Here is a 14,369-nt window from a genome sequence, read left to right on the forward strand (position 1 = left end):
TATACCACATGTGTGTGACCATACCAGTAGAGCCATAGTATACCTGAAAATGTCAGGAACAAATAAACTTTTTTCAATCCTCTTATCCTCTACTTAAACCCTATTAAATTCATATTATCACACCTTAAAGTTCCTCTTTATCCTATCCGACGACACTCGCGACGCGGAATCTGTCATGTGCTCTTTTTAGTACTTATCCCCCGACAAAAAAGAGCCGTCCCACTGCGCGGCTTTCGTTCCACGCTGCAGGACAGCCCTTTATCCACTGCCGATCCAATCAGAAAATCGAAACCGACAGAACCAAAACGATACACAGTGCCATGAGGTACACCAGTGAAAACCGGAAGACTTTGTTTGCCCAAACCAAGTCTTGGTCCTCGGGAATGAACAGCCCCTGCACGGCTCGCACGAGGAAAATCAGACCAAGTACGGCCATGACAATGAAGTAAATCCAACCTTCATAGTGTAGGGTCGTCAGCATCAATGAGACGGGAACCATTGCCGCTGTGTAGATGACAATCTGTCGCTTCGTCTCCCGGAAACCGCGAATGACAGGGAGCATTGGTATGCCCGCATTACGGTAGTCTTCCGTCTTCTTCATAGCCAAAGGCAAAAAGTGAGGCGGTTGCCAAAGGAAGAAGGTGAAGAACAGTGTCCACGCAGCCAGACCAAGCGATCCGCCACTTCCCGCAGCCCAACCAATCAGTGGAGGCATTGCACCGGAAACACCACCGAGAACGGTGTTCAATGTCGTATGGCGTTTAAACCAAACCGTGTACAAATACGAATAGACAAACAATCCCACGAATGCACACGCTGCAGCTTGCCAATCGACTAGGAAAAATAGAAGAGCAAGACCAACAGCTGACATGGAGAGGCCAATCGCCAAGGCTGCACCCGGGGCCACTTTGCCCTGCGCGACGGCACGTTTGCTTGTGCGGACCATGAGTTGATCGATATCCCTATCGTAATAGTTGTTAAGTGCCGCACCACCAGCGACGACTAAAGCCGTGCCGACAAGAGTGTACAACATCGCGAGCAGTGCCGGATGTCCGTGTGAAGACACCCACATACCCGCAAACGTTGCGAGTACATTGGAGATGGTGATGCCCCACTTCATGATCGATATATAGTCGCGAAATGTGGCTTTCGTCGAGGCGAGTTCCTGTAAGCGTGACTCCTCAAACGTCACCCCATTTGCCTGCATGCAAATCACTTCCTTTACAAACAATGAAATGTAAAAACCGTAAGAAGACGTCCAAATCCAACGTCCATTATCTTTACAAAGTTAGACAAGAAACACAATAAAACAGGCGGAAATGTCACCTAACCGACAAACATGGTGTCACGTATCGTTCACTTACAACGTCAACAGTATAGCCTGTTACACAAACGTTTAGTATAATCCTCATGACTTGTCTCTTAAAGGAGCGAAGACGCATGCCTCTATGGCTGTCTGGCGTCATTGCATTCTTCGTGGCGTTTTCCTTGGCCCCGCGAATGCGGACGCTGGCAATGAAATGGAAATTTGTTGACTTGCCAAATGAACGGAAGATTCATCATGATCCACTTCCATTACTCGGCGGGGCGGCGATGTTTGCGGGTATTATCGCCGTGGCATTGGTCGGGTTCATTTGGAACGACTGGTTAAAAACGCCGTATCTCGGTGTCATGGTCGGCGCTGCAATGTTGTTCGCCATCGGCCTATTAGATGATTTTTTCAAAACACGCGGGAAAGATTTCTCGGTTTCGATTCGGTTCGGAGTGCAAATTTTATCCGCTCTCCTCATTCCATTGTTCGGTGGAGGCATTCAAGGCTTTACGTCTCCTTTTGGAGGCCATCACTACATCGTGCTTCCAACTGCGTTGTCCGTCGTCATTACGGTTTTGTGGGTTGTTGGGGTCACGAACGTCTTCAACTTTCTGGACGGTGTCGACGGCCTAGCCGCAGGTATTGCGGCAATTTCTGCGACCACTTTGTTTTTTATCGCACTCATTAAGGGCGATGCGCTGTCCGCTTGGTTTGCCATTGCCGTAACGGGTGCGGCAATCGGATTTTTGCGGCACAACTTCTATCCGGCGCGAATTATTATGGGCGATGCCGGATCGACCGTGCTTGGCTATCTGTTGGCAGCCATCGCATCGGTCGGTGCGTTCAAGTCAGCTACGGTGATTTCCATCGGAGTGCCCGTGCTCGCCCTCGGTGTTCCCATCTTTGATGCCATCTGTGTCGTTTTCGTGCGGGCGAAAGCTGGGAGACCTGTGTACAAGCCGGACAAGAGTCATGTGCACCATCGACTACTTCGCGCAGGATTGACGCAAGTCCAAACGGTCACGGTTGTCTACCTTATCAGTGCGTGTTTTTCACTGGCGTCGATGATTGTGCTATTGTTGGATCGATAAATTGTTCCGAACGAGAGCGGCGGGTGCCGCTCTTTTTTGATTCCCATTTGTGTACCTCAAGCCGTCACCGGGGAAAATCATCATGAATCCCTTCTGAAAATGTTTTTGCATCCAGCGATCGGTGACACGCTTGTCCATTCTTACATAATAAAGGAGACCCTTATGCGTTCATGGAATCTCGTTGCAACATGTGCTTTCGGACTAGAATCACTCACGGCACGTGAATTGCAGAACCTCGGCTATGAAACGAAAAGCGAAAACGGGCTTGTCCGGTTCACTGGAGATGACACGGCCATTGCCCGGGCAAACCTCTGGTTGCGAACGGCTGAACGTGTGTTTGTGGAACTGGCGTCGTTTGAAGCACGAACATTTGAAGAGTTGTTCCAGGGAACAACAGACATTGCCTGGGAAAACATTTTACCGAAAGATGCCACGTTCCCTGTTGTCGGGAAATCTGTTAAATCCACTCTACATAGTGTCCCAGCGTGCCAAAGCATCACCAAGAAAGCCATTGTGGAACGCCTCAGTCGATTCCATCATCAGCAAACGTTTGAGGAAACGGGGGCGACCTACAAAGTCGAAGTTTCTTTATTAAAAGACGTTGCCACGATTCGTCTTGATACGAGTGGAAGCGGCCTCCATCGACGAGGGTATCGGTTATTAAATGCCACTGCTCCCCTTCGCGAGACGCTGGCAGCGGCGCTGGTCCTCCTCAGCCGCTGGGATGCACACCGACCTTTTATCGATCCGATGTGCGGCTCAGGCACCATAGCCATTGAAGCAGCCCTGTATGGTCTTCGACGGGCTCCCGGTCTACTGCGGGATTTCGACGCGGAGTTTTGGCCAACCATTCATGCCAAGGTGTTTGATGACGCACGTATGGAAGCAAAGGACTTAGCACGTGACGTGCCATTGAATATCATTGCCTCCGATATTGACAACGATGTCTTGGAGCTGACAAGAAGACATATCAATTTTGCGGAACTCGGTGACACCATCACGGTCAGGCGCGCTGATGCCCGCAAGCTTGAACCGGAGGACGAGTACGGCTGTATTATCAGCAATCCGCCCTACGGTGAACGATTGATGAGTGTGGAGGAGACAGAGCGGCTGTACAAGGAAATTGGACGACGGTTCCGTCAGCTGCCCACATGGTCAGTGTTCATCCTTACTTCTGACCCACACTTTGAGCGCCTGTACGGTGCCAAGGCGGATAAGAGGCGAAAGTTGTACAACGGGCGGATCGAGACGCAGTTGTACCAATACCTAGGACCGTTGCCACCCCGCCACGACAAGGGCAAAACGCTTTCAGACTCCTAACTTCTGGTGCCTTGCACCGAAAGCGGAATGGTAGTAGAGTGACAAAGGACTGTTTTTTCTCCGGGGTCGCCATGTTTGAGAGCGGTTGCTAGCGTTGCAACCGGACAACCTACCTGAGTGGATCAATGACCATTCTTGATAGCCTCATCGGCATTTATGATGAGGGTTCGACATGGCACCGACGATGTAGCTAAACTGAAGCAAGAAGATGTGATGCAAAGGAGTGAAAGTGATGGGGACCAATTCAAATCTGTTTGAATCTAAACAGAGCCTAAACGTGGGTCAGAAAAGCTACACCTACTATCGCTTGAACGAAATTCAAGACAAGGGTGTTGCTGACATTTCGCGCCTGCCATTCTCCATCAAGATCTTGTTGGAGGCCGTTCTTCGTCAATTTGACGGCCGCGTGATCACGGAAGACCATGTCCGTCAATTGGCAAACTGGAATGCAAAGAATCCTGAGAAGGTCGACGTTCCGTTGAAACCCGCTCGGATTCTCTTACAGGACTTCACAGGCGTCCCTGTCGTTGTCGACTTGGCTGCACTGCGTTCGGCAATGCACCGTGTGGGTGGTAATCCGGATCGAATCAATCCGCTTATCCCCGTTGACTTGGTTATCGACCACTCTGTACAAGTCGATGCATTCGGATCACAAGAAGCACTCGATTTCAACATTAATCGTGAGTTCGAGCGAAACGAAGAACGTTACAAATTCCTTCGTTGGGCTGCTAAATCGTTTGACAACTTCCGCGCAGTACCGCCAGGAACAGGTATCGTTCACCAAGTGAACTTGGAGTACTTGGCGAAAGTTGTTCAACAGCGCACCGTAAACGGTGAGGAAGTCGTCTTCCCAGACAGCTTGGTGGGAACGGACTCACACACCACAATGATCAACGGCCTTGGCGTTCTCGGCTGGGGTGTGGGTGGTATTGAAGCTGAAGCATGTATGCTGGGTCAACCGCTCTACTTGCTGCAACCGGAAGTGATCGGCTTCAAACTCACCGGTCAACTGCCAGAAGGCGCAACCGCTACAGACTTGGCACTCACCGTCGTCAACATGCTTCGCAAGAAGGGCGTTGTCGGCAAGTTCGTTGAATTCTACGGTTCTGGTCTTTCCAACATCAGCTTGGCAGACCGTTCAACCATTGCCAATATGGCTCCTGAATACGGTGCGACGATGGGCTTCTTCCCTGTCGATCAAGAGACACTTGCGTACCTTCGCAGTACAGGTCGCGACGAGGACCTCATCGCGCTCGTAGAAAAGTATACAAAGGAACAAGGTCTGTTCCGCACGGACGAAACAGTCGATCCGGTATACACCGACACGCTCGAATTGAACCTGGCGTCCGTCGAACCTTCGATGGCTGGACCGAAACGTCCACAGGATCGGATTCTCTTGTCGGAGATGAAGTCGACATTCGAAGATGCGCTTGATAAGCCTCTCGACAAGGGTGGCTTTGGTGTGGCCGATGCCAAGGACAAAGTTGGCACCGTCAAGTACAGCGATGGCAACCAGAGCGCATTGCACCAAGGTGCACTTGTTATCGCGGCTATCACGAGTTGTACGAATACATCCAATCCATCCGTTATGGTTGGCGCAGGATTGGTTGCGAAAAAGGCAGCTGAAAAAGGTCTCACCACACCGAAGTACGTGAAAACGAGTTTGGCACCTGGCTCGCGTGTCGTCACCGACTACCTGGAAAAAGCGAATTTGCTGGAGCCTCTGGCAGAGCTAGGCTTTGATGTTGTCGGTTACGGCTGTACGACATGTATCGGTAACAGTGGTCCATTGCCGGACGAAGTCACCCAGACCATCCAAGAAAATGACTTACTAGTGTCTGCTGTCCTTTCCGGTAACCGTAACTTTGAAGGCCGCATTCACTCGCTCGTCAAGGCAAACTACCTTGCATCTCCGCCGCTTGTCGTGGCATATGCACTGGCTGGTACAGTTGACATCGACTTGACTAAGGAACCGATCGGCAAGGATAAAGACGGCAACGATGTGTTTCTGAAAGACATTTGGCCGACCAATAAGGAAGTTCAAGAGACCATCCGATCCGTCATCACTCCGGAACTGTTCCGCGACCAATATGGCCGCGTTTTCGACAGCAACGAGCGTTGGAACGCGCTGGAGACTGCGGAAGGCAAGATGTACGATTGGGATGAACAATCTACGTACATTCAAGAGCCACCGTTCTTCGTCGGTTTGACGGCAGACGTGCCGAACATTGAGGGGATTCAGGACGCACGCGTGCTCGCGTTCCTTGGCGACTCCGTCACGACGGACCACATCTCCCCGGCTGGCAACATCGCTCAGAAGAGCCCAGCTGGCCACTACTTGCAAGAACACGGCATCGAGCCGTACGACTTCAACTCGTATGGATCCCGCCGCGGCAACCACGAAGTCATGATGCGCGGTACCTTTGCGAACATTCGTATCCGCAACAAGGTTGCACCGGGAACGGAAGGCGGTTATTCAACCTACTTCCCAACAGATGAAGTGATGCCGATTTATGATGCAGCGATGAAGTACAAAGATGACAACCAACCTTTGATTGTTATCGCGGGTAAAGAGTACGGAACAGGTTCTTCTCGTGACTGGGCAGCAAAGGGCACCTACTTGCTCGGCGTACGTGCCGTCATCGCGGAGAGCTTCGAACGGATTCACCGCAGCAACCTGGTTGGGATGGGTGTACTTCCACTCCAGTTCCAAGCAGGAGAGAACGCAGAAACATTGAACATCACGGGTCGGGAAAAGTTCACGATTGTCGGCCTAGACAACAACCTGCAACCTCGTTCCGAGGTAACGGTTCAAGCGACACGTGAAGACGGATCGACCTTTACATTCAAGGCTGACGTCCGTCTCGACAGCGACATTGAAGTCGAGTACTACCGGAACGGCGGTATCCTTCAAACAGTTCTTCGCAACTTCATTCGTGAAGAGCAAAACGCGTAACGCATACGAAACAAACAGGGCTGCTCGGTGGCAGCCCTGTTTGCTTAGTGAACGGCTCTGTGGATCGACAAGCGTCCACGGAGCCGTTTTTTTGGAAGTCTCAAATATGCAACTTGGGATCTGGCATTGGGCGGCATGAGAACGGGGAGCTGTAGCTGTACAAATGGGGTAAGTGCCGGGTTTCACGGTACACAGGTGGCTGCCGGTTCGGGGCGGCTCGGGGCATTCGGTCTGGGATTAGTGAACACGGTTCCTTTAATCATCGACTCGACGTGACTTTCACACGAACAAGACACCTAATTTCCGTTATACGACCGGTTTGATGGGCAGGTAGGGGGAAATCGCTGGATAACGGAATTTACTTCCTCTATTCACAATCCATTGACGCCCCGCACACAACAGGGGAATAAAAGTTCCTTGTACGAGCACCCTGCACCCTGCACCCTGCACCCTGCACCCTGCACCCAAGCACCCAGCCGCAAGCCCCGCTCCGCCGATGCGGCTATATCTACAAAACTTACAGCGACGCCTTCAAAATGGCGTAAACATCGTCCTTGTTCAGCTTCTTAAAGTTTCCGATCTCGCCAAACCGCACTGCCTGACTTGCCATCCGATCCAACTGGTCATCACCGATGTCATAGTCCGCCAAGCGCTGGGGTGCACCGATTTCTTTGTAGAACTCGCGAACCTTGGCGATCGCGATATCAGCCAATTCGTCGGTTGATTTACCCGAAGCATCCACTCCGAACACGTTCGTCGCGAGCGACGCAAAGCGAGATGGATTCACGTTCTTATTGTAGTCCATCCAGTGTGGGAAGACGATTGCAAGCCCACCACCGTGCGGGATGTCGTAAATGGCACTGATCTCGTGCTCGATGGCGTGGCATGCCCAGTCGCCCTGTATACCCATGTTGATCATGCCGTTCAATGCCATCGTGGAGCAGTACATAAGCGTCTCACGCGCGTCATAGTCATTCGGATTGTCGATAGCGGCCTTGGCATTCTCGACAATGGTCTTGATGACGGCCTCAATCAAATGCTGTTGCAGCGGCGTGTGCCTCGTTGGGTGGAAATAGTGCTCGAAGCAGTGCGCGAGCATGTCACATGTACCGTAAATGGTTTGATCACGCGGTACAGAGTATGTGTTTTCTGGGTCACAGAACGAGAATTTCGGGAACGTGTAAGGGGACCCGCCTCCGAGCTTCTCTTTCGTTTCCCAGTTTGTGATCACCCCACCTGAGTTCATTTCCGATCCCGTCGCCGCAAGCGTCAGAATCGTCCCCAGAGGAAGGGCACCCGTAGCCTTAGCACGACGTTGATAGATATCCCATACGTCACCGTCATACTTGACACCCATGGCGATGGCCTTGGAACAATCCAGAACGGACCCGCCACCGACTGCGAGAATCAAGTCGATATTTTCCGTTCGACAGATATCAATTCCTTTGTGCACTGTTGTAAGACGAGGATTTGGTTCCACGCCCGACAATTCGAAAATAGTCACTCCGGCTTCATTTAGAATATGATTTACCTTGTCGTACAGGCCGCTGCGTTTTATACTGCCGCCGCCGTAAACAAGAAGAACTCGTCTTCCGTACTGAGTGACCTCAGAAGCGAGAAACTGCTCAATTTGTCCCTTTCCGTAATACAATGCCGTTGGATTTTGAAAGCGAAACGGGTTCATCCTAATCTGCCTCCTTCATGTGACTCGACACTTCACCGTTTGATCACAGGTATGTAGCCTTTGGTGAGCTTGGGGACCACCACACAACCATTGAAGTCGAGAATCAGTTTTACGAGTCACTTTCCTATTGTAACAAGTTCAAACCTCAATTAAAAATACAAGCCTCCCCGAAGGTGATGGCCGGATTCGACTATTTATGGACAACACTTCATATATATCATGTTAGTTTGTCCCATGAAGTGAGGTGTGGGGATTGCTTGGACAGATGACAGCCATGCTATGTGCCGTATGCTACGCTCTTTCGTACATCTTCATACGCAAGGGCCAAACAGAATCTTCCCCGCCGGATAATGGATTATTCCCCATTCTCGTCATCAGTTCCGTCACACTCGATGGCGCGTCGGTCTTGATGGGCATACTCGATCCGTCGACCATCGATGTCACATCAAAGGACATTCTTCTCCCATGTGTATATGCTGCATTATCTGGACTCATTGGAACACTGCTTGGTCGCCTAACGCTGTACACCGCTATTAAGGACCTTGGCGCAACGCGCGGGGTGGTCGTAAAAGGTTTATCTCCCATTATCACCTTGGCTATCGTGGTCATTGGACTGGATCAGCGAATTGTACGAGACGACTGGATTGGACTCGGGTGTTTGCTCACAGCAGTCGGCCTCTTATTTTGTGAACGCCAGTTTACAAATCAGCGGACTATGGCATTTGCCCTGTTTCGCAATAGCATCTTTATTGCGATTTTATCGGCCTTCGCCCAAGGCACCGGACACGCCTTTCGCCAGCTGAGTGTCAGTGACCACATGGAACCGACGTATGCGGCTGCAATTGATGTCACGACGGCGCTCATAGGATACCTGCTCGTCCTCGTCCTACGTGGACGCCCTCTTACGCTTCTCAACTGGTACCGCCGCTATACAAATTCGAGTCTCATCTTGGCCGGCGTTTGGTCTTCCCTTGCCGTGCTGCTCTTTTTTACGGCAGTCCGCCAGATTCCCGTGTCCACCGTATCCGTCCTCGTTGCCACAGAGCCGATTCTGGTCGCATTGTTCTCGGTCCTTTTCTTCCCTCGCCTTGAACGGCTTACGTGGTGGAGTGCCTGCGCTTCCATCGTCGTTGCAGGTGGTGTCGTTTTCATCAGTCTTTGACACCATGTCATTTTACCTAGACGAGTTGTCCTTCGCCCCGCCGACTCGCCAACTTGCCTCGTTGGCCTGGCTTCACTACACTTGAATCGTGTGACCGACCATTTGCCCTGTCAGTGCATGGTTGGACAACCTCTGATAAAACAAACGATTGAAGCTACGTGAGGATGAGATGCTTGAAGGCGTATGATGTCATTGTCGTAGGCGGTGGTCCCGCAGGATTGATGGCTGCTATTGCAGCACGGGAAACAGGGGCACGTGTTGCACTGGTAGAAAAAGGACACAAGCCGGGGCGCAAACTTGGAATTTCTGGTGGCGGACGATGTAATGTGACGAATGCCAAACCGCTTCCAGAGCTGATGGACAACATCCCGGGGAACCCTCGGTTTTTATATTCCGCACTCAGCCAGTTCTCGAATCATGACATTATAGACTTTTTTGAAAACTTGGGCATTCGACTGAAAGAAGAAGATCGGGGACGAGTTTTCCCTGTCACTGACCAAGCTGCCACGGTCGTCAAGGCCATCGTTGATAAGGTGTACACCAGCGGAGTTGATGTCATGCTCGACACGCCAGTTGCTCGACTCCTGGCTAACGACGGAAAAATCACCGGTGTGCGGTTGACTCGTGGTCAGACGTTGGAGACATCTGCCGTCGTCATCTCAACAGGCGGATGCAGTGTGCCAAAAACGGGTAGCACTGGTGACGCATATCCGTGGGTGCAAGCGCTCGGTCACACGATTGTCGATCCCTATCCAACCGAGGTACCCCTGACGAGTAATGAGCCGTTCATTGTTGATAGGAAACTCCAAGGGCTTTCTCTTCGTGGTGTGGACGTGACTGTGTGGAACGAAAAAGACAAACGCCTAACGACGGAAAACGGAGACTTGCTGTTTACGCACCTAGGTCTAAGCGGTCCCGCGGCCCTTCGCTGCAGCCATTATGTGTCCACTGCTAAACGGAAGAACCCAGGTACGAAACTAAGGGCGACAATCGATGTGCTCCCCAATGTAACGCGTGACGAGCTGTCACATCAACTATTTTCAGCTCGTGAGGAGCATCCTCGTCGAAGCCTCGCGAACGCCCTTGAACAATGGGTCCCGGAAAGGCTCGCAAGCTATGTATTGAACAAGACGAACGTGAATGGTAGTACACAGTTGACACACGTAAGCAAGTCAGATTCGGATGCCATCAGTGGCTGTATCAAGGCATGTCCTGTCGTCATTACGGGTACATTGCCTTTGGAGCAGGCGACCGTGACAGGTGGTGGTGTGAGCGTAAAAGAAGTCGATCCAAAAAGCATGCAATCAAAGCTGTGCCAAGGTCTGTTTTTTGCAGGAGAAGTGCTCGACGTTCACGCTCACACCGGTGGCTACAACATCACAGTTGCCTTCTCAACAGGACGCCTTGCGGGGCGAAGTGCCGCTATGCAGGCCATGGATGGGGATCGCGTAGTGAACAATTCATGAAGTCAAGTCACGATACAGACGTACCGTGCGACTCGTCCCTTTCCGTGCGATATCGATGCAACGGACGACGGATAAATTGCAAATAAACGTACGAAATGATAAAAAATCCGGACGAAATCAGCATCAGCCAGTCGTAGTGATCCCCTTTTAACAACCCCCCGCCCATTGAAGATCCAATGGCGTTCCCGACTCTCGTTCCAAACACCCGCATCCCAAACATTTGGGAGAACTCGCTCGTGTGGACGAAGTCGAGAAACATGGCGTCGATAATGGGGGGTGGGACGGCCGTCGAAATGGTAAGAAGAAAGTATATTCCCACGAAGACCCCCGTCGACATCGCCACGATGAACAGAAGCATACTGACAGCGCTGAGGATAAACGCCAGCAACAGCGTTGCCTGTTGCTTCAATTTTTGAATCAACGGCCGAACGAGAAAAGAACCAATCGACACCATGAAAATACTCACCGCATAGACGATGGAGGTTGTCGACGTAGTTGCGTGATACCTTTCGCTTAGAATAAGCGTTGCAAACTGATTAAAGAGTCCCCCCGCAATGCCGAATAAAATGGCGTACGAGGCCATAAACATAAGCGGCTTCGACGGAACCTGCAAAACTTTCTCGCGACGGCTGTCAGGTGCCTTGACGAAGAACCGAATGACCGGCGCGACCAAAGCAATCAAGGAACCCAGGATCATGGTCCACTGCAGGCCGACGCCCAATACGAGAAACCCTCCACAGACAATCCCGGCTCCGATCAGAAACATATACAGCGCGGTGAAACGACTGATGAGATGAGATCGCTCTCTCCCCACCATAAGCGAACTGAGTACCACATTTTCCGTACTCGTCAGCATCGAACCGCCAACGCCCGCTATGGCCGCGGTGCCCATCCACAGTGGCCACGCGTAACCGACGGAACTCCCTAAATCCCCGACTCCGATGAGCAGTGTCCCTATCTTAAACATTCTCGAGGCACCGAATCTATCGGCGATCGGTCCAACTATCAGTGCGGAACATCCGCCGCAAAATGCATTGATAGCAAATAAATAACCGATTTTTTCGTCACCGATATGAGCGGATGCGTAAAAGAACGGCTGGGCATACTGAATGATACCAATACCAAAACTGAGGAAAAATTCGCTTAAAAAATATAAGACTAACGAGCGTTTCATGTTTGCCTCCACGCTAATCACCATGAATTGGTGACAATGAGCCCATCATATCAATGAACACGACAAGAAAAAAGAGCGGGTTTCCCCGCCCTGATTTGACCGCATCCGCTACTGTAAATCGGAAACGGATGCACCATACGTTCCACCGATTTTTCGACTGTACATTCCAGGCTGTGGGTGACCATATCGATGCGGTGTATCCTCGCGTTCACCGCGCCGCATTTTTGCACTCGCTTCGGCATTGATGACCGGTCCTCGCGCTTCATCTCCGCGTCCAATGGATTTTCGTCGCGATGTCATGTGCAGTCCCCCTTCGATGGATGTGTCAAATCAAGCATAATGTAACCGGACACAAATGACTCCATGCTAGGCATTCCTGGCATACGTAGGAAAGGAACCATTCGGATGATGAAGCATCGTCTCATTCTCGCGTCGGGATCGCCACGTCGTCGTCAGTTACTCGAAATGTTAGGCCTGTCGTTCGATATTATCGTGACAAATGCTGACGAATCATTTGAACCATCGCTACCCCCAGCCAACATTGTGAGGGAACTTGCCCATCGTAAAGCATCTGCGGCCGTTCGCAGCATCACGGGGTCAGATGAGAGATTCGTAGTCGTTGCCGCCGATACAGTCGTCGTCGTGGATGGCGATATTTTGGGCAAGCCCTCGACCGAAGACGAAGCGATCGACATGCTCACGCGCCTACAAGGACGTCATCATGATGTCTATACAGGTGTCGCCGTGTACGACAGCACGACGGACAAGACCATCGGTGCATCCGTACAGACACGAGTATGGATGCACCCGAGAGCCAAAGAATGGCTCACCTGGTACGTCCGAACGGGTGAGCCAATGGACAAAGCCGGATCATATGCCATTCAAGGACAGGGAAGTCTACTTGTCGAGCGCATCGAAGGTGACTTCTACAACGTAGTCGGCCTTCCCGTCGGCAAACTGGACGAGATATTTACCGAACTGGGACTATCTATCCAGTCGTGGATGGAGGCTTAGCCCCTCACTGCGAGCACCCTATCCCCGGCATATTCCAGGGCTTGGGCCAAGTCGTCGATGAGATCGCCAATGTGCTCAATGCCAACGGAAAAACGCAGCAATGTGTCCGTTACGCCAATCGCATTTCGCACGTCTTCCGGGATGTCAAAGTGCGTTTGGCGTGCGGGGTACGTCATCAGTGACTCAACGCCGCCAAGGCTCTCCGCAAACGTAATGAGTTCGAGATGCTCGAGAATATACGGGACCATGCGGGCATCCAACACGTCAAACGATACCATCCCGCCAAAACCCGATGCTTGGCGCGAACAGATATCCCGCCCGGGATGCGTCTCTAATCCGGGATAATAGACGTGTGGAATGTCGTCCCGCGCATCGAGCCAGCCGGCGATTGCAAACGCGTTTTTCATGTGCCGTTCCATCCTGAGTGCCAACGTCTTCATGCCGCGCATGAGCAGCCATGCGTCGTGTGGCCCCAGCACAGCTCCAATGGAGTTCTGCACAAAATACAGTCGTTCGCCAAGCTCTGCGGTCTTTGCCACGACCAGACCCGCCATGACATCGTTGTGGCCGCCCAAGTACTTGGTGGCTGAGTGAAGGACAATGTCGGCGCCGAGATCGAGTGGGCGTTGTAAATAGGGTGTCATGAACGTGTTGTCGACAATCGTGAGCCATCCGCGAGCTTGAGCCAAGATGGAACAGGCAGCGATGTCGGTGATTTGCATCATTGGATTCGTCGGTGTCTCGATGAATATGGCTTTCGTGGAAGGCAAGGCGACCGCCTCAATATCGTCCATCTTACCCGTGTGTACGTACGATGCCGTGATGCCGAGCGGCCGCAGAATTTGCTCCAGAACGCGGTATGTTCCGCCATACAAGTCGTTTGAGACGATGATGTGATCACCTGGTTGAAACAGGGATAGAACAGCATGGACTGCAGCCATTCCAGATGCAAACGCCAATCCCCTGTCGCCGCCCTCCAAGTCAGCAATCGCCTCTTCTAAAGCTTTTCGCGTTGGGTTGAGCGTCCGTGCATAGTCAAACCCTGTGCTCTGACCGAGCCCAGGGTGGGCAAATGTCGTTGATTGATAGATAGGGGCTGAGATGGCTCCGGTAGCAGGGTCCAACCCGTTCCCAATTTGCGCTAAGCGAGTCTCTATCTTCATGTCATCGCTTCCTCTCCACGTATCTCT

At 51.7% G+C, this 14,369-nt stretch carries 11 protein-coding genes; 6 read left to right on the plus strand and 5 right to left on the minus strand.

Annotated features, from left to right (window positions below; all coding sequences use genetic code 11):
• Window positions 1-277 precede the first annotated feature (277 nt).
• Entirely contained in the window at window positions 278-1,231 is a 954-nt protein-coding gene (cyoE, locus tag NZD86_RS16850; protein WP_268043215.1) for a heme o synthase, read from the minus strand.
• Window positions 1,232-1,440: 209 nt separating this feature from the next.
• Between cyoE and NZD86_RS16855 the strand changes: the two genes are divergently transcribed.
• From NZD86_RS16855 to acnA, 3 genes are all read left to right on the plus strand, one after another.
• A complete protein-coding gene (locus tag NZD86_RS16855) occupies window positions 1,441-2,403 on the plus strand; it encodes an MraY family glycosyltransferase (protein ID WP_268043216.1) in 963 nt (320 codons plus the stop codon).
• Between the two features lie 162 nt (window positions 2,404-2,565).
• Window positions 2,566-3,723, plus strand: coding sequence for a THUMP domain-containing class I SAM-dependent RNA methyltransferase (locus NZD86_RS16860; RefSeq protein ID WP_268043217.1), 1,158 nt, complete (start codon window positions 2,566-2,568; stop codon window positions 3,721-3,723).
• Window positions 3,724-3,955: 232 nt separating this feature from the next.
• Window positions 3,956-6,679 (plus strand): aconitate hydratase AcnA, encoded by a 2,724-nt coding sequence (gene acnA / locus NZD86_RS16865; protein ID WP_268043218.1) that lies wholly within the window; start codon window positions 3,956-3,958, stop codon window positions 6,677-6,679.
• A 517-nt stretch (window positions 6,680-7,196) separates the two neighbouring features.
• Here acnA and NZD86_RS16870 read toward each other — a convergent pair.
• On the minus strand, window positions 7,197-8,363 hold the full coding sequence (locus tag NZD86_RS16870) for an iron-containing alcohol dehydrogenase (RefSeq protein WP_268043219.1): 1,167 nt from the start codon (window positions 8,361-8,363) through the stop codon (window positions 7,197-7,199).
• A 244-nt stretch (window positions 8,364-8,607) separates the two neighbouring features.
• Here NZD86_RS16870 and NZD86_RS16875 point away from each other — a divergent pair, with 244 nt between their 5' ends.
• Window positions 8,608-9,525, plus strand: a complete 918-nt coding sequence (locus tag NZD86_RS16875) for a DMT family transporter (RefSeq protein ID WP_268043220.1) — start codon at window positions 8,608-8,610, stop codon at window positions 9,523-9,525.
• Window positions 9,526-9,689: 164 nt separating this feature from the next.
• Window positions 9,690-10,991 (plus strand): BaiN/RdsA family NAD(P)/FAD-dependent oxidoreductase, encoded by a 1,302-nt coding sequence (locus NZD86_RS16880; RefSeq protein ID WP_407655180.1) that lies wholly within the window; start codon window positions 9,690-9,692, stop codon window positions 10,989-10,991.
• Between the two features lie 7 nt (window positions 10,992-10,998).
• On the opposite strand, the gene NZD86_RS16885 is transcribed toward NZD86_RS16880, so the two are convergent.
• Both NZD86_RS16885 and NZD86_RS16890 read right to left on the minus strand, forming a co-directional pair.
• A complete protein-coding gene (locus NZD86_RS16885) occupies window positions 10,999-12,165 on the minus strand; it encodes an MFS transporter (RefSeq protein ID WP_268043222.1) in 1,167 nt (388 codons plus the stop codon).
• A 108-nt stretch (window positions 12,166-12,273) separates the two neighbouring features.
• Window positions 12,274-12,465, minus strand: a complete 192-nt coding sequence (locus tag NZD86_RS16890) for a hypothetical protein (protein WP_268043223.1) — start codon at window positions 12,463-12,465, stop codon at window positions 12,274-12,276.
• A 105-nt stretch (window positions 12,466-12,570) separates the two neighbouring features.
• Here NZD86_RS16890 and NZD86_RS16895 point away from each other — a divergent pair, with 105 nt between their 5' ends.
• A complete protein-coding gene (locus NZD86_RS16895) occupies window positions 12,571-13,179 on the plus strand; it encodes a Maf family protein (protein WP_268043224.1) in 609 nt (202 codons plus the stop codon).
• Here NZD86_RS16895 and NZD86_RS16900 read toward each other — a convergent pair.
• On the minus strand, window positions 13,176-14,342 hold the full coding sequence (locus NZD86_RS16900; RefSeq protein ID WP_268043225.1) for a trans-sulfuration enzyme family protein: 1,167 nt from the start codon (window positions 14,340-14,342) through the stop codon (window positions 13,176-13,178). The genes NZD86_RS16895 and NZD86_RS16900 overlap by 4 nt on opposite strands.
• Window positions 14,343-14,369: the final 27 nt, after the last annotated feature.

This window comes from Alicyclobacillus dauci (genome assembly GCF_026651605.1).
Classification (GTDB): domain Bacteria; phylum Bacillota; class Bacilli; order Alicyclobacillales; family Alicyclobacillaceae; genus Alicyclobacillus; species Alicyclobacillus dauci.